This window comes from Microbacterium sp. (assembly GCF_017305435.1).
Lineage (GTDB): Bacteria > Actinomycetota > Actinomycetes > Actinomycetales > Microbacteriaceae > Microbacterium.
Map to the genome: position 1 here is coordinate 575,441 of NZ_JAFKIP010000002.1, position 21,542 is coordinate 596,982.

Annotated in this window: 25 protein-coding genes, 1 tRNA gene and 1 pseudogene; 12 read left to right on the plus strand and 15 right to left on the minus strand. The window is 67.0% G+C overall.

What is annotated here, in order from left to right; all coding sequences use genetic code 11:
- The first annotated feature begins 23 nt into the window (after nt 1-23).
- The 8 genes from J0I43_RS03005 to xerC all read left to right on the plus strand — a co-directional run bounded on the left by J0I43_RS03005 (nt 24) and on the right by xerC (nt 5,316).
- A complete protein-coding gene (locus J0I43_RS03005) occupies nt 24-1,292 on the plus strand; it encodes a glutamate-5-semialdehyde dehydrogenase (protein WP_292858761.1) in 1,269 nt (422 codons plus the stop codon).
- A 40-nt stretch (nt 1,293-1,332) separates the two neighbouring features.
- The gene (locus J0I43_RS03010; protein WP_292858767.1) at nt 1,333-1,560 is read left to right on the plus strand and encodes a hypothetical protein; all 228 of its coding nucleotides are present in this window, start codon (nt 1,333-1,335) and stop codon (nt 1,558-1,560) included.
- 9 nt (nt 1,561-1,569) lie between these two features.
- Nucleotides 1,570-2,166 carry a nicotinate-nucleotide adenylyltransferase gene (gene nadD / locus J0I43_RS03015; RefSeq protein WP_292858770.1) on the plus strand — a complete coding sequence of 199 codons (597 nt, stop codon included), beginning with the start codon at nt 1,570-1,572 and terminating at the stop codon, nt 2,164-2,166.
- Nucleotides 2,163-3,134: a hypothetical protein gene (locus tag J0I43_RS03020; protein ID WP_292858772.1), complete on the plus strand. Its 972-nt coding sequence runs from the start codon at nt 2,163-2,165 to the stop codon at nt 3,132-3,134. The genes nadD and J0I43_RS03020 overlap by 4 nt, the downstream gene beginning before the upstream one ends.
- Complete coding sequence (rsfS, locus tag J0I43_RS03025) at nt 3,131-3,505, plus strand: ribosome silencing factor (protein ID WP_292858775.1); 375 nt, start codon at nt 3,131-3,133, stop codon at nt 3,503-3,505. The genes J0I43_RS03020 and rsfS overlap by 4 nt, the downstream gene beginning before the upstream one ends.
- Nucleotides 3,506-3,581: 76 nt before the next feature.
- A tRNA-Ala gene (locus J0I43_RS03030) sits at nt 3,582-3,657 on the plus strand.
- A gap of 199 nt (nt 3,658-3,856) precedes the next feature.
- Nucleotides 3,857-4,048 (plus strand): helix-turn-helix domain-containing protein, encoded by a 192-nt coding sequence (locus J0I43_RS03035; RefSeq protein ID WP_251449849.1) that lies wholly within the window; start codon nt 3,857-3,859, stop codon nt 4,046-4,048.
- Entirely contained in the window at nt 4,045-5,316 is a 1,272-nt protein-coding gene (gene xerC, locus J0I43_RS03040) for a tyrosine-type recombinase/integrase (RefSeq protein ID WP_141883129.1), read from the plus strand. Before J0I43_RS03035 ends, xerC begins: the two co-directional genes overlap by 4 nt.
- Nucleotides 5,317-5,319: 3 nt before the next feature.
- On the opposite strand, the gene J0I43_RS03045 is transcribed toward xerC, so the two are convergent.
- A complete protein-coding gene (locus J0I43_RS03045; RefSeq protein ID WP_292858786.1) occupies nt 5,320-5,610 on the minus strand; it encodes a hypothetical protein in 291 nt (96 codons plus the stop codon).
- A gap of 92 nt (nt 5,611-5,702) precedes the next feature.
- On the opposite strand from J0I43_RS03045, the gene J0I43_RS03050 reads away from it, so the two are divergent.
- Together J0I43_RS03050 and J0I43_RS03055 are read left to right on the plus strand one after the other, a co-directional pair.
- Nucleotides 5,703-5,978, plus strand: coding sequence for a hypothetical protein (locus J0I43_RS03050; protein ID WP_141883127.1), 276 nt, complete (start codon nt 5,703-5,705; stop codon nt 5,976-5,978).
- Entirely contained in the window at nt 5,971-6,939 is a 969-nt protein-coding gene (locus J0I43_RS03055; protein WP_292858791.1) for a hypothetical protein, read from the plus strand. The genes J0I43_RS03050 and J0I43_RS03055 overlap by 8 nt, the downstream gene beginning before the upstream one ends.
- A 90-nt stretch (nt 6,940-7,029) precedes the next feature.
- Here the strand turns inward: J0I43_RS03055 and J0I43_RS03060 are convergent, their stop codons facing one another.
- The 3 genes from J0I43_RS03060 to J0I43_RS03070 are packed head-to-tail and all read right to left on the minus strand — an operon-like array spanning nt 7,030 to nt 9,239.
- Nucleotides 7,030-7,449, minus strand: coding sequence for a DUF2269 family protein (locus J0I43_RS03060; RefSeq protein ID WP_292858794.1), 420 nt, complete (start codon nt 7,447-7,449; stop codon nt 7,030-7,032).
- Between the two features lie 27 nt (nt 7,450-7,476).
- The gene (locus J0I43_RS03065) at nt 7,477-8,172 is read right to left on the minus strand and encodes an ABC transporter ATP-binding protein (RefSeq protein ID WP_141883124.1); all 696 of its coding nucleotides are present in this window, start codon (nt 8,170-8,172) and stop codon (nt 7,477-7,479) included.
- Complete coding sequence (locus J0I43_RS03070) at nt 8,169-9,239, minus strand: ABC transporter permease (protein WP_292858801.1); 1,071 nt, start codon at nt 9,237-9,239, stop codon at nt 8,169-8,171. The genes J0I43_RS03065 and J0I43_RS03070 overlap by 4 nt, the downstream gene beginning before the upstream one ends.
- 163 nt (nt 9,240-9,402) lie before the next feature.
- Here J0I43_RS03070 and J0I43_RS03075 point away from each other — a divergent pair, with 163 nt between their 5' ends.
- Nucleotides 9,403-10,590, plus strand: coding sequence for a sensor histidine kinase (locus J0I43_RS03075; protein ID WP_141883122.1), 1,188 nt, complete (start codon nt 9,403-9,405; stop codon nt 10,588-10,590).
- Entirely contained in the window at nt 10,587-11,213 is a 627-nt protein-coding gene (locus J0I43_RS03080; RefSeq protein ID WP_292858806.1) for a response regulator transcription factor, read from the plus strand. Before J0I43_RS03075 ends, J0I43_RS03080 begins: the two co-directional genes overlap by 4 nt.
- Nucleotides 11,214-11,421: 208 nt before the next feature.
- Here the strand turns inward: J0I43_RS03080 and J0I43_RS03085 are convergent, their stop codons facing one another.
- From J0I43_RS03085 to J0I43_RS03135, 11 genes and pseudogenes are all read right to left on the minus strand, one after another.
- Complete coding sequence (locus tag J0I43_RS03085) at nt 11,422-11,997, minus strand: hypothetical protein (protein WP_200830190.1); 576 nt, start codon at nt 11,995-11,997, stop codon at nt 11,422-11,424.
- Between the two features lie 7 nt (nt 11,998-12,004).
- Nucleotides 12,005-12,433: a single-stranded DNA-binding protein gene (locus tag J0I43_RS03090; protein WP_141883111.1), complete on the minus strand. Its 429-nt coding sequence runs from the start codon at nt 12,431-12,433 to the stop codon at nt 12,005-12,007.
- Between the two features lie 54 nt (nt 12,434-12,487).
- Nucleotides 12,488-14,260 carry a type IV secretory system conjugative DNA transfer family protein gene (locus J0I43_RS03095; RefSeq protein WP_292858817.1) on the minus strand — a complete coding sequence of 591 codons (1,773 nt, stop codon included), beginning with the start codon at nt 14,258-14,260 and terminating at the stop codon, nt 12,488-12,490.
- On the minus strand, nt 14,257-14,847 hold the full coding sequence (locus J0I43_RS03100) for a hypothetical protein (RefSeq protein WP_292858820.1): 591 nt from the start codon (nt 14,845-14,847) through the stop codon (nt 14,257-14,259). Before J0I43_RS03100 ends, J0I43_RS03095 begins: the two co-directional genes overlap by 4 nt.
- Nucleotides 14,844-16,338: pseudogene (locus J0I43_RS03105) on the minus strand (ATP-binding protein). The gene J0I43_RS03100 and the pseudogene J0I43_RS03105 overlap by 4 nt, the downstream one beginning before the upstream one ends.
- A complete protein-coding gene (locus J0I43_RS03110) occupies nt 16,335-16,817 on the minus strand; it encodes a hypothetical protein (RefSeq protein ID WP_292859078.1) in 483 nt (160 codons plus the stop codon). Before J0I43_RS03110 ends, J0I43_RS03105 begins: the two are co-directional and overlap by 4 nt.
- A gap of 55 nt (nt 16,818-16,872) precedes the next feature.
- The gene (locus J0I43_RS03115; RefSeq protein WP_292858823.1) at nt 16,873-18,336 is read right to left on the minus strand and encodes an SCO6880 family protein; all 1,464 of its coding nucleotides are present in this window, start codon (nt 18,334-18,336) and stop codon (nt 16,873-16,875) included.
- The gene (locus tag J0I43_RS03120; protein WP_292858826.1) at nt 18,333-19,682 is read right to left on the minus strand and encodes a conjugal transfer protein TrbL; all 1,350 of its coding nucleotides are present in this window, start codon (nt 19,680-19,682) and stop codon (nt 18,333-18,335) included. Before J0I43_RS03120 ends, J0I43_RS03115 begins: the two co-directional genes overlap by 4 nt.
- Nucleotides 19,683-19,715: 33 nt before the next feature.
- The gene (locus J0I43_RS03125; RefSeq protein WP_028495551.1) at nt 19,716-19,985 is read right to left on the minus strand and encodes a DUF6112 family protein; all 270 of its coding nucleotides are present in this window, start codon (nt 19,983-19,985) and stop codon (nt 19,716-19,718) included.
- A gap of 99 nt (nt 19,986-20,084) precedes the next feature.
- Complete coding sequence (locus J0I43_RS03130; RefSeq protein WP_292859059.1) at nt 20,085-20,351, minus strand: DUF6112 family protein; 267 nt, start codon at nt 20,349-20,351, stop codon at nt 20,085-20,087.
- Nucleotides 20,352-20,356: 5 nt separating this feature from the next.
- On the minus strand, nt 20,357-21,532 hold the full coding sequence (locus tag J0I43_RS03135; protein ID WP_292858835.1) for a M23 family metallopeptidase: 1,176 nt from the start codon (nt 21,530-21,532) through the stop codon (nt 20,357-20,359).
- Between the last annotated feature and the right edge of the window lie 10 nt (nt 21,533-21,542).

The window sequence follows — 21,542 nt, forward strand, 5'->3', positions numbered from 1 at the left end:
CGTCGGCTCGTTACACTGGGCGGATGACTACCCCGGCGATGACCGCAACGACGGCGCGCGAGCGCATGGAGTTCGCGAAGACCGCTTCTCGCAGCGTGGGACTGCTGAGCGACGCGGCCAAGGCGGATGCGCTGCGTACGATCGCGACGGCGATCGAGGACGCGGCGACCGACATCGTCGCCGCCAATGCCGAGGATCTGCGCCGCGGCGAGCAGAACGGCCTCTTGGCCGGACTACTCGACCGCCTCCGGCTCGACGAGGCCCGCGTGCATGCCCTCGCAGCCGCTGTGCGGGACGTCGCCGACCTGCCCGACCCCGTTGGGCGCATCCTCGACGAGCGCACGTTGTCCAATGGCGTCCACCTGCAGAAGGTGTCTGTCCCGTTCGGTGTGATCGGGTCGATCTACGAGGCGCGACCGAACGTGACCGTCGACATCGCCGCCCTGGCTCTGCGCTCGGGCAACGCCGTGGTGCTGCGCGGCGGGACCGCGGCGCAGTCGAGCAATGCGACGCTCGTCGCCGTCATGCGCGGCGCACTGGCATCCGTCGGCATCGACCCCGAGGCGATCCAGACGGTCGATGACTTCGGACGCGACGGCGCGGACGCGCTCATGCAGGCCCGCGGGCTCGTCGACGTGCTCGTGCCGCGGGGGAGCGCGCAACTCATCGAGACCGTCGTGACGCAGTCATCGGTCCCGGTCATCGAGACGGGTGCGGGCGTCGTCCACATCGTCCTCGACGCGTCGGCGCCGCTCGAATGGGCGCAGCAGATCGTCGTGAACGCGAAGGTGCAGCGTCCGAGCGTCTGCAACGCGGTCGAGACGGTGCTCGTCGTGCGGGATGCCGCGGACCGCCTCGTCCCGCCCGTGGCGGCCGCACTGGAAGACGCCGGCGTCACGATCCACGGCGACGACGACGTGCGCGCGCTCGTACCGGGTGCGGTGCCCGTGATGGATGCCGACTGGGCCACCGAGCACATGAGCCTCGATCTGTCGATGCGCGTCGTCGACGACCTGGACGAGGCTCTCGACCACATCCGCCGCTACTCGACGCACCACACCGAGTCGATCATCACGACCGATGAGCGCAATGCGGAGCGGTTCCTCGCCGAGGTGGACTCGGCCGTCGTGATGGCCAACGCGTCCACGCGCTTCACCGACGGGGGCGAGTTCGGGTTCGGGGCCGAAGTGGGCATCTCGACGCAGAAGCTGCACGCCCGCGGGCCCATGGGGCTCCCGGAGCTGACGAGCACGAAGTGGCTCGCGCGCGGCGCCGGGCAGATTCGCGCCTGAACCGCCTAAACTTGACTCACCCGAACCGAACGGAGCCCGAATGACCATCGCCACGATCATCGCCCTCGCCACCGAGACGGCGGAGCATCACGGCAACGTCCAGGGCGAGACCTTCGTCTTCGGCGCGATCGCCATGGTCGTGTTCCTCGCGCTCGGCTTCGTCACGCTGTCGTACCGCAACGTGGCGAACCGTCACGCTCACAAGGCCGAGGCCTACGCCAAGGCGCACCCCGTCGATCAGGCGCAGGTGGGCCACGGCCACCACTGAGGCAGGCGGATGGCTTCGGAGCGCGCCCCGCGGATCGGGGTCATGGGCGGGACGTTCGATCCCATCCATCACGGACACCTCGTCGCGGCCAGCGAAGTCGCTCAGTCCTTCGACCTCGACGAGGTCGTCTTCGTGCCCACGGGTCGTCCGTGGCAGAAGGACAAGGTGACCGAGAGCGAGCACCGCTACCTCATGACGGTGATCGCCACGGCATCCAACCCGCGCTTCACGGTGAGCCGCGTCGACATCGACCGCGACGGACCGACGTACACGATCGACACCCTGCGGGAGCTGAGGCAGGCGCGACCGGATGCCGAGCTCTTCTTCATCACGGGCGCGGACGCCATCGAGCAGATCCTCAGCTGGCGCGATCACGGCGAGCTGTGGGATCTCGCCCACTTCGTCGCCGTCTCGCGGCCCGGGCACGTGCTCAGCACGGAAGGCCTGCCCACGGAGAACGTGAGCCAGCTCGAGATCCCCGCTCTGGCGATCTCCTCGACCGACTGCCGCGCACGCGTGCGTGCGGGAAACCCGGTGTGGTATCTCGTCCCCGACGGCGTCGTCCAATACATTGCGAAGCACCACCTGTACCGGAGCGAGGCATGAGCACACCCGATCAGCCCGACACCCCTCAGCTGACGCGGCGTCAGCTGCGCGAGTTGCGCAACACCGCATCGAACCCGATCATCACACCCGAGCAGGCACAGGAGAGCGCGGCCGCGGTCGCCGCGCCGCTGCCTCGGGCCGCTGAGCCCGTGACGGTCGAGGACGCCCCGACCGAGCAGGACGTCGACCTCGGTTCGCCCGCGCTGACCCGTCGTGCGGCACGCCAGCAGGAACGTCTGCGTACGGCGTCCGTACCCGTCGTCGACGAGGACATCGACGCGCACGAGGACCCGGATTCGGCTGACGCCCCCCGGGAGGACCCCGGCAGCGTCGACGTCGCCGACCCGGACACGGCCGCGGAGGCTCTCGCGGAGGCGCAGAGCGAGTCTCCGGACATCGAGGTCGCCCCGGTGGAACCCGAGACGACGGACGCGGACAGCGGGGATGCCGACGACGAGCCTCGGGCGGTCGTCGCACCGACGTTCGGGTCGGGTCTGCTCGCCGGAGAGGGCGTGGAGCTCGACCTGCCGGCATCCTTCGATCAGCTGCTCACCCGCGGAAGCGCGGCCACCGGATCGCTGGCGGCATCCAACGCCCTGATCCTCTCGCAGACTCCGGAGACCGGGGCCTTCACCTCGCCGATCGCGGGCACCGGTGAGGTGCTCGTCACCGGCACCTACAGCCTTCCGGAGTCGTTCGGGTCGACGGGCACGTCGCGCGGATCGTCGGACGGCAAGGAGATCGACGCGATCCTCGTCGACGGAGAGCTGCCCGCGACCTCGTCGCCCACGCCGATCGCGGCGAGCTCCGCGATCAGCACCATCAAGAGCGCCGAAGACATCATCAAGCCGCCGGCCCCCGAGAAGGGGAGCCGCCTCATGATCGCCCTCGGCATCACCGCCGGCGCGCTCGCGCTCGCCCTCATGGGCGTGCTGATCGTCGCCCTCTTCACGGGAGCCTTCCGTTGACCGCATCGCCCCGCACGACCGAACTCGTCCAGATCGCTGCCGCGGCAGCGGACAGCAAGGGCGCCGAGGATCTCGTCGCCTTCGACGTGTCCGAGCCGCTGCCCCTCGTCGACGCGTTCCTGCTCGCGACGGGCTCGAGCGAACGCAATGTCGCCGCGATCGCGGATGCCGTGGAAGAGGCGATGCTCGAGCAGGGCGTCAAGCGTCTGCGGCGCGAAGGCAAGCACGAAGCGCGCTGGATCCTCGTCGACTTCGGCGATCTGGTCGTCCACGTCTTCCACGAGCAGGAGCGGGTCTTCTATGGCCTCGAACGGCTCTGGACGGACTGCCCCATCATCCCGACGGGCGTCCCCGTCGACGCGCCCGAGTAGGGGCTCGGTTCGTGGCATCCGCTGCGATGTAGTAGCATCGAAGGGTTGCCGCGGGAGCGGTAACGACCCAGAGAATGGGCCTGTGGCGCAGCTGGTAGCGCACCTGCATGGCATGCAGGGGGTCAGGGGTTCGAGTCCCCTCAGGTCCACCAAAACTCCCGGTAAAGCACCGAATCTTCACTCCCTGATCAGGGAGTTTGAATGTTTGGTAGTCGTTTACTGGACACTTCGCCGGGTCGCCGCAGTGCGCTTTCGGACCTTCTCGGAGTATCTGGAAGGTACGCGGCAAGGCCCGCGCACCTTCGCTGTATGGACGGTGTTGGCACCTCAGAGTCGGGACACGGGAACTACGTGTCGCTGGCTGAGCTTGCCGCGCAGCTCAAAGTCTCCGTGCAGACGATCTACGACCTGCGGAGCAAGGGTCGTGGCCCCCGTGGGTTTCGTGTCGGCACGCAGCTGAGGTTTCGTGAGAGCGAGATCGACGCGTGGGTCCAGCGCATGGAGCTGGCCGACGAGCAGCGTCACGCCGGCGGTGCGTCATGAACGGCGGGCGGCCACGCACCCTGATCGGCTCGTACGGAACCATTAGCGTGACCAGGCGAGGCGCGTCCTACGTAGCGTTGGCGCGCATTCGCGACGCCGACGGGCGTCTGCGCAGAGTGACGGGTGCTGCACGTACGGAGTCGGCCGCTCGAGCCCGTTTGAAGGAGCGCCTGCTGGACAGGCCGGGCTTCGGTTCGGGAGGCCTGCTCGATCTCAGCAGCTCCTTCCGTGACCTCGCTGATCTGTGGCTCGAGGATCTGGAGATGCGCGAGCTGTCGGACGGGACGAAGAAGAACTACCGCGATGATCTCCGCCTCCGCGTGCGGCCGCAGTTCGAGCACTTCTCGCTCGGTGAGATCACCACGGGCCGCGTGGAGTGGTTCCTCCGCTCTGAGAGGGCTGTGTCGTTCTCTCGTGCGCACCACTCGCGGACGATTCTCAATCAACTCTTCGGTTTTGCTCTCCGGCACGATGCGATCCCGCGGAATCCGGTGCAGGGAACAAGTCCATTGCGTCGGCCGAAGGGCGAGCGTCAGGCGTTGACCGTTGAGCAGATCAACGCGATCCGCGATGCCGCGGGTCGCTGGCGGACCGGACCCGACGTCAAAGGGCCCAAGCCCGACGGGCAGGTGCGCGACATCATCGAGGTGCTCCTCGGCACCGCGCTGCGCATCGGCGAGTGCCTCGCTCTCCGAGTGTGCGATGTCGAGGACGGTCCCAGCGGGATGACGATCTCGGTGACGGGGACGGTCGTGTTGCGCACCGGCAGCGGCGCCGTGCGTCAAGACCACCCGAAGACCGAGCACTCTATCCGCCGAATCGCGGTTCCCGATTTCGCTGCGGACGTCGTTCGAGCACGGCTGGCCGGCATCCTGACTACCGACCCGGAACGGACCATCTTCGCCAATCGTGCGGGCGAGCCACTGAGCCCGTTCAATGTGCGACGTACCTTCCGAGCGTTCCTCGAGTTGGCAGATCTCGCGGGGGAGGGGATCACGTTGCGCTGGTATCGGCGGACCGGTGCAACGGTCATCGCGCGCGGGGCGAGCGCCGACGCTGCCGCCACCTTCCTCGGCCACGGATCGACAGCGATCACAGAAGGGCACTACATCGAGCCCGACCGCAGCGTGGATCGGGGGCCGGCAGGAATCCTCGAACGGACTCTACGCCGGGTGAACCCCGATACTTCGCTGCTCTCGACCGACGACGGATTGGTGGATGATCTGGCGCTCGACTTCCTCGACGAGGAAGACATCGAAGCGGCCTAGTGGCTATTCGATCGGTCGACCTCGATCATTCGTGCCCCAACTCGCGATCGGCCCGCCATCTGGGCCGTGGTTCCGCAGGAACTCGCCGTGGACGCGCTCGCAGGCGAGGCGGAGGGTGTTTGACCAGCCGATGACTGCGCCGCGGAAGCTGACACGGTAGCGAACGTCGTCGTCGCTCACTCGGCGGATCTCGATCGTGCCGTACACGCGGTCGTGTGCGTCGAGCAGGCTCCAGGTGCCCGTGGGATTCTCCTGCGCTGCCAGGAGCGGGTGCCACCGGCGCTGGTCGACCATAGGGTTCCTCCTCCGGCCGACACGGATGAGGGTAGAACGACCTGCAGACATCGCCGTGTGAATCGTGGGCGCTGGGTGCGCACCTTCATGCCATGAGCGATCGTGAGCGCGCTGACGCCGTCCTCGAGCACGTGGCTGTGCTCGCGTTCCTGTACTACCCCGGCATCGAGGTCGATGATCCGAGTTACCGCCTCGCCGACGACATCGAATGGTGTCTCGCGCGGCTGGGCGGTGTGGCCGACGTCGAGCGGGAACGGATGCGTGCGCTCTTCGAAAGAGCGATCACGGACCCCACCGCGACGCGCGAGGAGTTGTTCACGGCTCTCGTTGAGCTCGACGGAGTTCTCGCAGTGGAGCACCATGAGTGACGCGCAGCCGAGCGACGACGAGCGGGCAGCGCGCCTGGCGGCGCAGCGGAACGCATGGAACGACGCGCACCCGACCTACTACGCCGAGTACCGTGAGCGGAACCGTGAGGACATCCGCCGGAAGAACCGCGAGCGGGAGCGTGATCGTGCTCAGCGCGAGCGGGAGGAGAAGGCGCGCCGTCAGAAGGGGATCGATCGCGCAAGCGCGTGGGCAGCGGAGCACCCGGAGGAGCGTCAGCAAGCGCGCGAGCGCTACAAGCAGAAGCACCCGGAGACGTACAAGCAGGCTCAGCGCGACTATTATCACCGGAACCGCGACGCGATCGCCGAGCGGCGGCGGGCGCGTGAGGCTGCAGACCCAGCGAAGGCGAACGAGGCTCGACGCCGCGCGGTCGACCGGGCCCGGGCTGCCGGCCGCGACCCGGCATGGTCGCCCACTCCTGACCAACGTGCGACCTATCGTGAGCGCGAGAACGAGACAAGGCGCCTGCAGCGTCGCCGTGCGCGTGCCGGGTTGCCCGAGCGTCGGCTTCACCGGGTCCTAGCGCCGGAGCGACGTCACAACGATGCAGCGGCCGACGCCTTCTTCGCGCAGAAGCGGAGCGGTGAGGACATCGCCCGAATCAGAGATCAGGACGAGCCGACTCCTCCGGACTTGGTGCACGCGTGGCAGGAGCGTTCGGAGAACTGGCGTGTGGTGCGCGAGATCCTTGCGGTCGCTGAGGAGTACTTCACCGATCATGAGGTCGAGTTACGGGCGCGCGTCGCTGAGGTATCCCGCGCGCGGTTCCGGGGCGGGATGCTTCCCCTCGACGTGTACACGGAACCGCGCCGTCACGCTCTCGAGTTCGCAAGCCGGGGCTATCTCCGCGCCAACGCTGCCTCCCCGACATCATCGCTGACGATCTTTCGCTGGCTCACGACCGATTACGCCCAACGGCGACCCGACATCACGCTTTGATCGATCCCTGAGCGGGCAGCGGCGTGGACAGCGAGATACAGCCGTTCTGCCAACTGGTGAGCGTCGAATTGTGGGCGTTCGCGGCCGGTGTTACGGCTTCCACACCATCAGCACGACTATCGCGACCAGGCAGATGGTTGCGATACCTGAGCTCACCGCGACGCGTGTGTAGCGCTGCCTCGGTCCCTGCCGTTCCGGGTGGAGGTATGTGGGGATGACGATCCCGAGCGTAAGCGCAACGGCGATCACATACAGGATGAGGGATCCCAGAATCCAGGGGGTGGTGATGGAGAGGTCGTATTTTGGGTCGGCCATACCCATGACTCCGAATCCGGTGACAATCACGAGGAGGGACAGGTAGGTCAGGAAGCGGAGGCCTTTCGGTGACGCCGTTGCGCGGGCGGTGTCTCCGGTGCGGAGCGCCCGGAGGCCGGTCATGGGCACTATGGCGATGGGGCCGATGATGAAGACCGCGGTGGCGACGTGCAGGATGCTGAACAGAAGGTCCAAGGAGTTTTCCTTTGCTGGGGCCGCTGGTTAGGCGGCCGCGGAGACGGTGTCGACGAGTGCGCCGTCGACGAGGTTGACGACGCCGTGCATCTGGGGGAGGTGGACGAGGTCGTGGGTGACGAGCAGCGTCGAGGTGTTCAACTCGTCGGTGAGGCGGAGGATGAGTTCGATGATGCTGGCACCGCGTTCCTGGTCGAGGGCGCTGGTGGGTTCGTCGACGAGGAGCACGCTGGGGTCGTTCATCAGGGCGCGGGCGATGTTCACTCGCTGGCGTTGCCCGCCGGAGAGCTGGTGGGGTCGTTTGTCTCGGTGGTCGGCAAGTCCGACCGCGTCCAGAAGCGTCTCGGCGCGTTTGGCTGCGTTGCCACGGTTTCGGCGGGAGTGGCGCGCGCCGAGCTCATTCATGACGGAGAGCTGCTCGAGCGCGGTCAGGGACGGGATGAGGTTGGACTGCTGGAAAACGATGCCGATCTTGTCCCGGCGGGTCTCAGTCGCCTCGCCGGGACTGAGGCGGGTGGCATCGATGTCGTCGATGATGACCTGCCCGTTGTCGGGGCGGATGAGGGTCGCGGCGACGGCGAGGAGGCTGGACTTGCCGGAGCCGCTGGGTCCGGTGATGCCGGTAACGGTTCCTGGGTGAGCGGTGAGGCTGACCTGGTTGACGGCGGTGACGCGATTGTCGCCGTCGGGGAAGGTGAGGGTGATGTTGTCGAGGCGGATCATCGGTTGCTCCCGAGGGCGGTGAGGGGGTCGGCGGAGGTCACGGAGCGGAGCGCGAATGCGGCTCCGGCGAGGCCGAGCGTGATCATGATCGCGCCGGGCAGCAGTGTCGTGAGTGGATTCAGGAGGAACGGCAGGGCGGTACCGGCGAGCGTGCCAAAGAGGGTGACCACTCCCAACCCGATTCCTATCCCCAGCAGCAGCACGATCAGCGCCTGACCCAGTGCGTCCCGGACGAGAGAGGAGGTGCTTGCGCCAAGTGCTTTGAGCACGGCGATGTCACCCTTGCGTTGCATGGTCCAGACGGTGAAGAACGCGCCGATGACGAGGCCGGAGATCCCGAACAGCATCGTGACCATCAGCAGAAGCGACCCGATCTCGGAGCGGAACGCGCTGAGCGCGGTCAACGACCCCAGGACGGTTTGGGAGACGGTGGAGGTCGCGGTGTCCACGGTCTCCCAGTCCGGTGACCCGGTGACAGCGAGAACCGTCGCGTAAGCATCGGGGTTGCCAGTGGCAGCCGAATAGGTCTGCCAGTCGGACAGGGTCATCTCCACCACCGGGGTGTGGCTGTACCAGGCATCGCCAGCGATCGTTTCGACCGTGTACGTGGTCCCCGCGATTGTCACGTCATCGCCGATAGCGACGTCGAGGTCTTTGGCTGCGGGAGCGGAGAGGCTCACCCGACCATCCTGGGAGGGGGCGGTGGCGTTAAATCCGGGTTGCACGCCGAAGATGGCGATCGCGATGCGGGCGTCGCCGGCCTCTGCCCGGGTCTGGCTGATCCCGATAGGTTCTGCCGAGGTGACGCCGGCCGCGGTGTCCCAAGCAGTTTTCTGCTGTTCGGTGATGGTGGAGTCAGAGAAGCTTGCAGCCGCACCGTCCGTGGTGGGCGCAGAAAGGGTCACCCGATCTGCCGGGATCGACAGGACGGCGGAGATGTTCTGGACGGCAAGGCCACCGGTGAGGCCGCTGAGGAAGCCGACGAGAACGGTGATGAGGGCAACGACCGACCCGATCAAGACGAATCGGCCGCGGGCGAAGCGTAGGTCGCGGAGCGCGACGAACATGAGATTCCTTTCCGGTCACCCGACCTGGGGACACCTACCACTTTTCCTTTCTCGACCTGCCATCTCATCGCCTGCCAGCACAGGCTTTGCCGACTGAAGGGTGGTTGGGAAAGTCGTCCTTTCGGAGGATTCCGCAGTCATAGCCATGCGTAAGATTCGGTCCATGCCCCACACCGCGCTCACCCCAGTGTTCTTGGGTCTTCGCACCGGGCTGCATGTACTTTTCGCCGCTCTCGCCGTTCTGGTCATCGTCCGCGCGGTGATTTCACCGACGGAGAGCAGCTTCGCCGCTATCGTCCTCACACTGGTGATGATCGCCACATACGGGGTCGGGGCGATAAGGACCAGGACCACGGGTCGGAGTGGCCGCGTGCTGCGCCTGCTGTGGTTGGCGGCGCTCACGCTCCAGTGGGTGGTCCTGTTATGGCTGACACCCGAAGCCGCGTACCTCGTCTTTCCTCTGTTCTTCCTCTACCTCCATCTCCTCGGCCCCTGGTGGGGTGCTGCAGCGATCGCCGTCGCGACCGTGACTGCCATCTGTGCGCTTGGCATCCATAACGGATGGAGTCTCGCGGGAGTCGTCGGCCCACTGATCGGCGCGGGAGTCGCCCTCCTGATCGGTCTTGGCTACCAGGCTCTGGCCCGAGAGGCGGAACAACGCGAGACCCTCATGCATGAACTGCTCGCTACCCGAGGACAGCTCGCTGCAACCGAACACGAATCCGGAGTCCTCGCCGAACGCGCCCGGCTGGCTCGCGAAATCCACGACACCCTCGCCCAAGGCCTCTCCAGCATCCAGATGCTGCTCTACGCCGCCGACAAAGCCGACCCTGACCGACCTGGCGCGGAGCACATCCGGCTTGCCCGAGAAACGGCGGCCAGCAATCTTGCTGATGCACGCCGGTTCGTCCGTGAACTGACCCCACCCGATCTTGACGACCGCGGCCTTGGCGGAGCGCTGCGGAGGCTCGCCGACTCTCAATGGGCTGCGCAAGGACTCCACGTCAACGTGCGTGTATCCGACACACTCGATCTACCGATGCACGTCCAGACGGCGCTGCTGCGAATCGCGCAGGGAGCTATCGCCAACGTCATCCAGCACGCACACGCCACCACCGCAACGATCACTCTCGCCGCAGATCACGAACGGCTGCAGTTCACCATCGCCGACGACGGCAAAGGCTTCGACCCCCAGCTCGCATCCACCGAATCGCGCGGTCGCTCAGATTCGTTCGGACTCCAGGCGACCCGCGAACGAGCAGAACAACTCGGTGGCAGCCTCGCCATCGACACCCACCCTGGCCATGGAACTCAGCTGACCATCGAGCTCACCCTGGAGCAGACCACATGACCCGGCTTCTGATCGCCGACGACCACCCCATCGTCCGCGCTGGACTGGTGGCTCTCTTCGCCCTCGAGGAGGACATAGACGTCATCGCGGAAGCTGCCACACCCGACGAAGCGGTTTTCGCCGCAGAACACAGCAACCCTGACGTAGTACTGATGGATCTCCAGTTCGGCGCCCAGGCCTCCACAACCGGAGTCGACGCGACACGGCGTATCCGCGCCCTCGACGCAGCCCCGTATGTCCTCGTGCTCACCAACTACGACTCTGACGCCGACATCCTGGGAGCCGTGGAAGCCGGCGCCAGCGGCTATCTCCTCAAAGATGCCCCACCCCACGAGCTCGCAGCAGCCGTCCGCGCCGCCGCCGCAGGCGAAAGCGCCCTCGCGCCCGTCATCGCCTCAAGACTTCTGAGCCGCATGCGAGCACCCCAAGCGAACCTCAGCAGTCGCGAGATGCAAGTACTCAAGCTCGTCGCCGCTGGCCACTCGAACACCGACATCGCAACAGAACTCTTCGTCAGCGAGACCACCGTCAAATCCCACCTCGCCCACATCTTCACCAAGCTCGCCGTCACCTCACGCACCGCAGCCGTATCCGCAGCCAGACAACGCGGCATCCTGCGCTAAACCCGCGGCACGACGTCATCCCGCATGACACGGCAGCCCGCAACACGGTCGGTCAGCGGGCGAGCCCGACGATTGAGCTGGACCAGGCGTGCGATGTTCACAAAAGTCTCGAACAGCGATTCCAACTTGGATCGTATAATCAGTACGCCGACTTGCACGGTGATCCTTGGTCGAACGGGCGGCACGCGCAAACCTCACCCGAGTGGGTTCATGGGCGATGATCCGAGTCCTCGGCTTCCGCCATGAACGCGTCCTCGACCGCCCGCCTGCGCGCGACGTCTTCGACGACAAACCGACGGAAGTCGGCTGCGCGGTCCTTGATCGCCGCCTCTTCGACGGCTGGCGCGGGATCCTCCCCAGGCCAAGCGGTCTGACGTGTCGCCCGGTCGCGGTCGATGCGCGAGCCGCAAGCGGCGACCCAGTCGTGCAGGCGCTCGCGCGCCTCGGCGAAGTCCTGGTGCCAGCCGAGGGGAGCGGAGCCATGCTGCTCCTCGTCGTAGGCGCAGAGCCAGTGCAGGTGCAGGGCGGAGAGCTCCCAAACGAGTTCGGAGTGGCGATGCCACAGCGGCGGGATGATCGACGGTCCGAGGCCGTATGTGCGTCGTAGCCAGTTCACCCACCTGTCGAGCTCCACCCACTCGAATGCAGCTCGATCCGAGGTGAGCACGTTCCAGTTCACCGGGCGGGGCACGCTCGGCAGGCCATCGACCTCACCTTCAGGGCCGTCCGGCGTCGGTGGCTCGAACTCGTAGCCCGGAAAGTGCAGGGGCTCGTCGGCGGTCATCAGTCGCTCAGATGACCACGGGCCGGACGGCGGGCTTTGCCGTCGACGGGGCGGATGCCGCCACCGGGGGAAGCGCGTTGCGGCGGCGTTGCAGGATGTAGTTCGTGCGCGCGGAGTCGTGCCCGAGTCGCTTCGCGACGAACTCCTCGGTCCCGACCGTTTCGCCGTCGCGCTCCCGCGTCGAGGTGTGCGTGTAGCCCTCGGCGATGAATACGTCGCCCTTGTTGAACATCGCGTACGCCCGTTCCGCGTTGCGCCGGAACATCACGAGGTCGTGGTAGGTGGTCTCGGTCTGGGTGAATGTGCCGTCTTCGTTGCGTTCGAAGTGCTCCTGCCCGATGCGCGCCCAGAACCGGGCTTCGCCTTTCGCGTTGAATGCGAGCTGAGGCTGCGACGCGATGAACCCGGAGAGAGACTGCTGGGTGTGGATAGTCATCGGATGCTCCTGCCAGGGGGCCGCATGTCGGCCATCACCCGTTAGGTGCGTCGCCTATCCCCGCCGCAGTTGTTCCTCGACTCGAGCCCGTTCAGCGCGAAGTTCTGCAGCGTCGGACCGGGCAGTCCATTCGCGCATGCGCGTGACGATCGGCGGCGCCGACCTCAGCAGCAGGAGCGCCGTGCCGTACGGCAGCGTGCGAATCACGTCGGGCGGCATGATCGGAACCCGGCGCGTTGATCGCTGGTTAGAGCGCATACCGCGTTCACCGATCGTGATCGAGTCGGTGGCCTCGTCGCGGTCGCCAATCAGGGTGGCGATGTCTTGGAGGTCTCTAGACCCTGAGGCGCCGCCGAGCACGATCTTGGCGATGCTCGCGTCCCAGATCGCCGTGGCTGCGTTGTCGCCCCACCGCTGACGGGCCTGCGCGAGCGACTGAAGCACCGGCATCGTGGTGACACCGGTGCCTCCACCTTCGGCCATCAGGACAGGCAGCGACGGCAGAGGGGCGAGGTTGCCGATCTCATCCAGCGCGAGAAGCAGCGGCGGGTCGAGGCGGGCGCCTGGGGATCTCGCGGCAACGCGCCTCGCGGTTTCGACGAGGTCTTCGACCAGCGCGGCGACGAGCGAGGAGGATGCGCCGGCGCCGGCGCCCGTCGCGAGAAGGTACAGGGTGCCGTTGCGTCGAAGAAAGGTCTCCGGATCGAACTGCTCGTCCTCGCTCGGGCTGACGGCGTCGAGAACACGGGGGTCAGCCAGAGCCGCCAACGCCAGGGAGACGCCCTGCCAGATCGAGTCGCGCGTGCGGGGGTCGGCGTCGATCATCGCCTCAAGCGACTCGGCCCATCCCGTCGCGGCCGCAGGATTGGACGTGAGGATCGCGACGGCATCCTTCGCCGCGGCCGGATCGAGCGTCCAGCGAAAGAGCTCACCAGGTGAGCGGCCGTCGAGCGCCGCGGCGTGCAGCAGCGACTGAAGGGCCGTACGGGTCTTGCCCTCCCAGAAGCCGCCGTTTTCCACCCCAACGCTCGACAGGCCCGTACCGGCCGCAAGCCCCGCGGCGCGAATCATCGCGGTTAGTGGGAGCTCGCAGCCGCGTACCGGAGACCACCGCAAGCCCGCCGGTACGCCCGGGGCAAGATGCTGTGGATCGAACACGGCGACGGGCCCTCGACTCATCCGCGAGCGAATGGTGGTCGTGAGGTTGTCCGGCCTGGTGGAGGTCGTGACGACGGCGCCAGGTGCGTCGAGGATCGCGTTGATGACGACGTGGGCGCCCTTGCCCGACCGGGGAGGGCCAATGACGAGGATCGAATCCTCAACCGACGTCCACACCTTCGTTCCTCGCGCCACTCCCACGAGGTAGCCGACGTCCTCGCATCGCGGCTTGTCGACGGACGCGCGAAGGTGGGCAGCGCGCTTCAGCAACGCGCGATCGGAGGCAGCGCGGCGCACGTCGGCCGCGGTCGCGATTCCGGCGATCCTGTTCGGGTCGGATCGGGAATGACGAGTGTGGTTTCGGATGACGCGCCAGACCCACCACCCCGAAACGCTGAGCAGCGCCACAAACGCCACGACGACAGCCCAGTACGCCACGGCGTTGAGCCCAGGAGATCCGAGTGCCGCCCCCGGGTCAGCGGGGGAGCCGAAGACACCGAGCCCCGCGGCCAGACCACCTGTCGGCTGCTCCGCTCCTGATAGGAAGGCGGCGAGATTGCCGCCCACACGAAGGATGCCGGCGATCGCAACGGCCCCGCTGACAGCGAGCAACGCGACGTTGGTCAGCCCGTCAGGACCGGAGACACCGACACCGTGGGGACCCGTCATGCGACGATCCCGAAAACACACGTGCCGGAGATTCTCCCCACGAGGACAATCTCGCCCTCGGCGGTCACGCGGCAGAGCCCCGGTTCCAGCAACGCTCGAGCGGACCCGTCCGCAGAAGCCTTGATGTGACGCACGATGATCGCTAGGGCTACCTCTTCACCCGGGAGGAATCCCTCTTCGCCGTATACAACGCGAGGCGGCTCGATCAAGGGCGTCGCATCTATGAGTGCTGCGGGTGCGGCCGGTGGCCCCGCCTGAGCGCTCGACCCTGCGTCCCGGACCTGCGGCGGCGCACTCGGGGCGACCGAGCCTTGCAGCGGCCGGGTGATGAGATCGGTAAAGATCGTGCCGTCTGCCTCGTGGACGACGACCCGCACCGGCGACCCGCGAGCGAGCAGGACCGTGTCTATGACTTCCGCAAAGGACGCGCGGGCCCAGGGTGCCCCGAACCGAGGCGGTTCGAACGGCGTCCCATCGACGGCGACGGTCATCGTGCCGTCCGCCGAGATCGTCATGGTGATCACGGGAAGGACCGCTGGCACGCGGATCGCGTCGGTGGATCGTCGTAAAGCGTGCGCTGTCGTCATTTCACGCCCTCCGTCATCCGGCTCGTCGTGTCGAATGCTGCAAGCTCCGCGGGATGCAGTTGGTGCTGAACCACGAAGCTACGATCCTTGATCCGCCAGAGGCCTTGACCCGTTGCCAAGCCGGGCAGCAGGCTTTGCTCAGTGCCGGTGAGGCCCAGTGCGGTCGCAGTCGCTCCGAGTTGGTCCGCTTCCTGCCGGTAGATGATTCGGGTCTCCGCGTTGGCGAGGAGGGATGATGCGATCGCGCGCATGGCGGAGCCCTGGTCGCCGACGTTGTCGAGGTCGGAGAGCTTGTGGAAGACGAGCAGATTCGCGATTCCGTAGTGGCGCGCGAGCCGCCACTGCGCATCCATGCGTCGCAGGAGGGCGGGATGCGACATGAGGCGCCAGGCTTCGTCGTAGATGACCCAGCGCTGCCCACCGTGAGGGTCGAGGAGGGCGGATTCCATCCAGGCGGAGGAGCACGTCATGAGGACAGAGACGAGCGTCGTATTCTCGGCAACGCGCGACAGATCGAGGGAGATCATCGGCAGAGTCGGGTCGAAGGTGACGGTGCTGGGACCGTCGAACAGTCCGGCGAGATCTCCGGCAACCAGCCGACGGAGTGCATGCCCGACGACCCTGCCGTCCTCGACGAGGCGGCGGTCGGATTGTCGGGATACGTCCGGGGAGAGGATGCGTTCCACGACCATCGGCAGAATCGGGGTCTCACATGAGCGCACAGTGTCCGCGAGAGCGAGGTCGATCGCGGTGTGCTCCAGCGGGCTGAGTGGTCGTTCGATCACCGTTTCGGTCAAGGCCCCGATGAGGTCGCGGCGACGAGAGGCGACCTGACCGGCCCAGCTCTCGTCGGAAACGCCAGACGGGCGATGCCCTTCGTCGAGCGGGTTGAGTCGGTTCGCCATGCCGTGTCCGAGCACGATTGCCTGTCCACCGACCGCTTCGGCGACGGCAGTGTGTTCGCCCTTCGGGTCGCCGGGTACGTAGACGCGGCGACCCGAAGGGGATCGAGCGCGTGTAGAGGCTCTTCACGAGCGATGACTTACCGGAGCCCACGATCCCTGCCAGGACGATGTTCGGCGCGGTGATCATCCCACGTGAGTACAGCACCCACGGGTCATATACGAATGACGCACCCGAGTAGAGGTCCTGGCCGACGAAGACGCCTTGCGAGCCGAGTCCGCCTTCGGCGAGGAACGGGTAAGCTCCGGCGAGCGTCGCACTGGTGTCCTGGTGGCGCGGTATCCGCAGGCGGCCGGGGGTTCGGAGCGCCGCGGGCCGCGACTCCCCGGCGGCAGGCAGGTAGGCCGTCGCGCGTAGATCCGCGCGCTGAGCTTCGACCGCGGCACGGTCGGATTCGGTGCCCGCAGCGCGAGTGACGGCACTAAGACGCTGGGATGCCTTTCGTCGGGCACGACGCTCCTTCCTACGTTCGCCTGCCGGGTCCACGAGCGTTGTGGTGTGAATGCGCTCACCCCCTTGCGCGTTCACAGCGACATCCCGTTGCGGCGGTGAACCTTCGCACCAGACCCCTGGATGGCGGAGGGGCCAGGGCGCTGAAACGAGTCGTTCGGATTGACGCGGGGCGCGAGTGATTCCGAGACCGGCGGTGCGACGACGGCGGAGGATCGCCATGCAATTCGGCTGGAGTGCTGAGATGCCCGATCCAAGGCCAGGCCTGCCCGAGCAACAAGGGTCGACGCGCGGCGCAGCGCGAGGGCGGCTGCATGGGCTTCCTCCACCCCTGCCCAGTGATCGCCGTCGTCAGTCCGGGCGATCGCGTCCGAGCTGGTGTGCGCGAACGCGAGCTGATCGAGCACCTGTTCGAGCGACCTCAGGCCGCCCAACAGGTCCCCGACCACCTCGTACGTCTGTGCCGGGTCATCGAACGCGCGCGTGGCGTGCGCGAGAGCGCGCAGAGCGTGACATGCTTCCTCGCCATCGACGACAGGATCCTGAAATGTAGGCATTGCGTGTCCCTTGCAACAGAAGTCGTCAGTCAGGTGCGCGAGGTGTCCCCGCGCGTCATACGGTTCGGCACAGGGGCAGCGCGGCGACGGTGAACGCTTGCGCCTGCTGACCCACGAGCCTCCGTGTTTCGCAGGCAGCTTGCACGGCGGCCTGCTCGATCGCCGCGACTGCGGCATCCAGCTCGTCGACGCTCGGCGCCGACACCGCTACGAGACCGGTGAAACGCAGCACGCCGTGACCAGCCGTGAGGTCTGACTCTTGCTGCACGACGTCGTTGTATTCGGCGGTTCGCGCGGCATCCTCGATCTGCCCGACCTTCGCCCGCTGCGCGGCATCCGAGAGAAGTCCTACCTTCTTTCTCCTGATGTCTCGCGCGGCGAGGTCGGCACGTACCGGTGTGCACGTCAGAGTGAATGTGCGTTGGATGCCCGAGGTCAGCAGCAAGGGGGAGAGGAAGCCTGGGTACACCTGTGACCTCGGCCACTCCGAGATCCAGAGAACCGCGTGGTGGGCCGAGTCGGTACGCAGCCGGTCCCAGGTTTCGGAAACTGCGATGGGGCCGGCCGTTGCGAGAGATCGACCGATGTCCCCGTGTCTCTCGAGCGCGGGAGCGGCTGCGGGATCGTATGCGGAGCGCAGCACGACCGCGACCTCGCCTGGGCTCAGCCAGCCTGTGGGCGTTAGGTCGGCTGCCCGCAGTGCTGCCACGAACGTCGTCATCTCCTGACGCAGTACGCTCGCGGCCCCCTTCATGCCACCCCCGGCGGCGCGGATCTGGCGGGCCGCCGCGCGCATGTCGAGCGCGAGGGCGATTGTCGTCTCATGCCGTTCGCCGGCAGGGCCGGCGCGCTCAATGAGCTCCTTGTACGTGACGGCGGGCCAAGAGTCATCGTCGACGCCATGCCGGGCCCACCATTCGGCGAGCCCGCTTCCGGAGCTGGGCACTGTGCGCTCGGAGATCTGCACGCGCGCGATGCGGCCCGACCGGCAGACCGTCCCGAGCACTCGCCCCCAGCCGGCCACCCGACGCTCCTGTTCGCCGCTGTCGAGAAGAACGAACGCCGGATGCGTGATGCCGGCGATTACCGTCAGGGTCTGGGCATGAGGGTCTTGGATCATGGCGGCGCCCGTCTCGGGGTCGACCCACTCGCGGAGCGCGGCGGCGTCGCCGGGGAGTGCGAGCGTGCCCGCGGGGCGCGGCTTGACCAAGTCCGCGCGGAATCGCAGCTGCCCGCCGATGCTTCGCCACACCCAGCGGATAGAGATCGGCACCCACTCAATGAGCTTCCGACCACCCACGGGAACGAAGGCAAGAGCGACGCTCGTCACCCAGATCGGTGACGTGAGGCCGAAGAGGATGCCGCCGCCCATGTACACCGCACTCGTGAATGCGACTAGCCCGACGGCGAGTGTCACGAGCTGTGCCACGGAGAGGCCGAGCATCACGCCCCGCTTGGACAGACGCGAGAACTGAACCGGGTGCAGTTGGTTTGCGCGCGGGGCGTTGTTCGCTGTCATGCTGTCGTCCTCTCGCGCGGAGTCGGCATCGGTCGCGGGGCCGGGGTCTGTGTGCGCGGCTGTGGGACCGGTTGCCCTGCAGCTGGCGAGACCGTCGGTGCCGGTGGCATGTCTGCCGGAATGGCACCCTCGGCATGTCCCATGGCTGTTGATCCGGTGGCGTTGCCGAGCTTGGGTCCGACGGAGGCAGCCTTGCCGACCACCTGACCGCCGACGATGACTGCGGCGGCCGGGCCGGCGGCCGCCGCAGCGCCTGAAGTTCCTGCGCCGGACGCTGCTGCACCAGACGCACCCGCGCTGGCACCAGATCCAGGGGTGTTGGCAGCGGCGCTCGTCGCCACCGGGGGCGCCGACCCACTCGAGGCGCCACCTCCGTCGAGGATCGACTTCGCCGACTTCGCGCTCGCGGGGCTCACTGGCACGGGGACGGGCCGATTCAGCGCGCCCTTAGCCTCCTGTTCAGTCGACATCGCGTGGTACATATCGACGCCGACGAACGAGATGAACTTGTAGGTCATGTATGGCGCGAAGGCTGCGACGAGCATGAGTACGACTCCGGCCACGGGATCGCTGATGGAGGCGAGATCAAGGTCGATCGGCGCCGCGGTCTGGTTGATCGCGACGAGGAAGAGGACGACAAGCACGAGCTTGGAGAACACGAGGGCCACAACGAACGCCACCCACTTGCCGAACCAGCCGCGAGTGGCATCCCAGGAGAATCCGGCCAGTGCGATCGGCGCGAACACGATCGCCACCAGGAGCAGGGCTTTTCGGATGAGGAGCGAGAACCACACAATCGCGGTGGCTGCGATCGCGAGTCCTGCGAGGAAGATCGTCATGATCGCGCCGACGCCGGGGCTCGCGATGTTGATCGCGACCAGGCCGGCGGCCATCAGGGCGATTCTGTCGCCCATTCCCTCCATCGTGTTTCCGGTTGCCTGGACGATCCCGATGGCCAGCTGATCCGTGACCTCCAGCAGCGTCGCCGTCAGGGCGATTGCGACGAACGATCCGAGCACGGACTTGCCGAGCCCCACAGCAGCCCGGGAGAGCGCAGTCGGATCGCGATGCGCCAATCCGGTGATCAGTTGCAGGCAGAAGAACACGAGCATGACGAAGAGCGCGACGCCGAAGAGCAGGTTGTACACCTGGGTGTACTGGTCACCGGTGACGTCGACGAGGGTGGTCGTGTCGAACACCGCCCAGACGGCTTCGAAGAACCACGCGGCGGCTGCGGCGAGCGTATGGGCGAGCCAATCGAAGGGCGCGGCAACGAGCGACGTGACACCCGACCCGACGGTCTGGCACACCTCGGCGATCGCCGGGATATCGCAGACTCCGCCCACTCGCGTCGTTCCTCTCGATCGACCGCGTCTCGCTCAGACGGACTGACCGACACCCCAGAAGAAGTTCACGAGCGTGACCGACGCCCCGCAGATGAGTGCCGCGCCGCACGCCACCAGAACGCCGAGCTTGCCCCGTGAGGCGAGATGGGGGTTCGATGAGTTGGCTCCATACCCCCACGCGACAGCGGCGATGATGAGGGCGAGCACGGCGAGAATGAGCCCGACTGTCATCACTGCGCCGACGATGACGCGGAGTTGCTCGATGCCGGGAAGTCCCGACCCGTTGGGAACGATGTCGATCACGGTCGTGCTCCTTGTCTGCGCAGAAACGAACCTGCGTACAAGGTGCGTGCGGCGTCCCCGAGATTCCGTCGACCCGCGCAGTCCGTGCACGCACTCTGGCTAGAGCTGTTGGCCGACCCCAATGAGGAAGTTCATCCAGGCGACCGCCGCGCCGGCAAGTGCCGCTGCGCCGACGGCGACAAGAAGGCCGGTACGGGCTCTCATGGCCGACTGGTAGTTTCCGCTCGTCGACGCAATAGCCCATGTGGCGGCACAGACGAGGATCGCGAGCACCGCGAAGACCAGGACATACATGAGGAGAGCGCCGACGATCGCGCGGAGGTCACCCGCACCTCCAACTGCTCCGAAGTCGGGGAAGATGTCCATTCCGGTCACGCCCGTGCGCCCGTCGCGCACGCCGTCCTGCCAGATGTCGAGGAATCCAATCCTTCAGCCCCATGCTCGGCGAGCCACGGGTCTGCGTCGATAGCCGGCTCGAACGCACCGCCGGGACGGATCTCGAAGTGGAGGTGAGATCCCGTGGATTTGCCGGATGCCCCCACATCCCCAATATGGTGCCCCGCGGTGACGCGTTCGCCGACCGTCACGTGTACGCCGGTTTGCCACATATGCGCGTAGGCCGACGCCACCCGCCGTCCGTTGACCGTGTGCTCGATGACTATCAGCTGTCCGTAACCCCCATACGGGCCTGCCCAGCTGACGATCCCGTCCGCGATCGCGAAGATTGGCGTGCCGTCTGCCGCGGAGAAGTCGGTTCCTGCATGGAACGCGGGTCGACCGGTCATGGGGTCAGTACGCCCGCCGTACCCGCTGGACCGCACCCACGTATCGCTCGGGAGGGGGAAGACGATTCGCGTTGTCTCGGGGAGGGAGTCGACAGGTGCGCCGCCTCCAGCCCCCGACGCGATCGGCCGGGTCAGCGCGACGAGGATGGCGTCCGCGACGGGCTGATAGTCCTGGTAGCGGTCGGGGAAGGCAGAGCGCTCGACAGCTTGCGCAGCCGAGCCGGGATCAGCTGACTGCCAGCCCGCGATGTCGAGGAGCCCCGCAGGAGAGGGGAAGTTGGGTCCTTCTGCTCCGCCGAAGAACGCGCGCACCTGGTACTCCGGATCCATGAGCTCGTCGACGGTGCCCCAGCCGGAGGTCGGGCGCATCTGAAAGAGGCCGAGTGAGTCGTGGTCGCTGCCGACGCCGTCGTTGGGCATGCCGAGCGAAGTGGGATGGGCGGCGTTCGCCAGCATCCTCAGGGTCGACTCGGTGAGCGCGGCCATCAGACCGATCAGCACCCCCTGCCGCCCCACACCCTCAATACCGCTGCCGACAGTGATGATCGTCGCGGCACGGGTGAGTTGTGCCTGCCCGAGGGTCACCGACACGCCGTCGCTCCGTTTCGCAGTCAATGTGTCGGGCACGTCGGTCACGACGAGCTGGCCGGATGTCTGGCAGGCAGCGAGCGCGGCGGGGGAGAGGACGAGAGGGAGCGCGATCAAGCCGGCGAACGGCAGGGTGAACAGAACCACGGCGAGAGCGATGACGAGCTTCTTCATGCGCGACGTC

Excerpts from the sequence above, each read along its gene's own strand:
- J0I43_RS03010 (WP_292858767.1), top strand. The coding sequence starts at position 1,333 with ATGACCATCGCCACGATCATCGCCCTCGCCACCGAGACGGCGGAGCAT.
- J0I43_RS03075 (WP_141883122.1), top strand. The coding sequence starts at position 9,403 with ATGCCCCACACCGCGCTCACCCCAGTGTTCTTGGGTCTTCGCACCGGG.
- J0I43_RS03045 (WP_292858786.1), bottom strand. The coding sequence starts at position 5,610 with ATGGTCGACCAGCGCCGGTGGCACCCGCTCCTGGCAGCGCAGGAGAAT.
- J0I43_RS03055 (WP_292858791.1), top strand. The coding sequence starts at position 5,971 with ATGAGTGACGCGCAGCCGAGCGACGACGAGCGGGCAGCGCGCCTGGCG.
- xerC (WP_141883129.1), top strand. The coding sequence starts at position 4,045 with ATGAACGGCGGGCGGCCACGCACCCTGATCGGCTCGTACGGAACCATT.
- J0I43_RS03080 (WP_292858806.1), top strand. The coding sequence starts at position 10,587 with ATGACCCGGCTTCTGATCGCCGACGACCACCCCATCGTCCGCGCTGGA.
- J0I43_RS03090 (WP_141883111.1), bottom strand. The coding sequence starts at position 12,433 with ATGACTATCCACACCCAGCAGTCTCTCTCCGGGTTCATCGCGTCGCAG.
- J0I43_RS03070 (WP_292858801.1), bottom strand. The coding sequence starts at position 9,239 with ATGTTCGTCGCGCTCCGCGACCTACGCTTCGCCCGCGGCCGATTCGTC.
- J0I43_RS03100 (WP_292858820.1), bottom strand. The coding sequence starts at position 14,847 with ATGACGACAGCGCACGCTTTACGACGATCCACCGACGCGATCCGCGTG.
- J0I43_RS03005 (WP_292858761.1), top strand. The coding sequence starts at position 24 with ATGACTACCCCGGCGATGACCGCAACGACGGCGCGCGAGCGCATGGAG.
- J0I43_RS03130 (WP_292859059.1), bottom strand. The coding sequence starts at position 20,351 with ATGGACATCTTCCCCGACTTCGGAGCAGTTGGAGGTGCGGGTGACCTC.
- J0I43_RS03115 (WP_292858823.1), bottom strand. The coding sequence starts at position 18,336 with ATGACAGCGAACAACGCCCCGCGCGCAAACCAACTGCACCCGGTTCAG.
- J0I43_RS03095 (WP_292858817.1), bottom strand. The coding sequence starts at position 14,260 with ATGACGGGTCCCCACGGTGTCGGTGTCTCCGGTCCTGACGGGCTGACC.
- J0I43_RS03135 (WP_292858835.1), bottom strand. The coding sequence starts at position 21,532 with ATGAAGAAGCTCGTCATCGCTCTCGCCGTGGTTCTGTTCACCCTGCCG.
- J0I43_RS03050 (WP_141883127.1), top strand. The coding sequence starts at position 5,703 with ATGAGCGATCGTGAGCGCGCTGACGCCGTCCTCGAGCACGTGGCTGTG.
- nadD (WP_292858770.1), top strand. The coding sequence starts at position 1,570 with ATGGCTTCGGAGCGCGCCCCGCGGATCGGGGTCATGGGCGGGACGTTC.
- J0I43_RS03110 (WP_292859078.1), bottom strand. The coding sequence starts at position 16,817 with ATGCCTACATTTCAGGATCCTGTCGTCGATGGCGAGGAAGCATGTCAC.
- J0I43_RS03020 (WP_292858772.1), top strand. The coding sequence starts at position 2,163 with ATGAGCACACCCGATCAGCCCGACACCCCTCAGCTGACGCGGCGTCAG.
- J0I43_RS03065 (WP_141883124.1), bottom strand. The coding sequence starts at position 8,172 with ATGATCCGCCTCGACAACATCACCCTCACCTTCCCCGACGGCGACAAT.
- J0I43_RS03085 (WP_200830190.1), bottom strand. The coding sequence starts at position 11,997 with ATGACCGCCGACGAGCCCCTGCACTTTCCGGGCTACGAGTTCGAGCCA.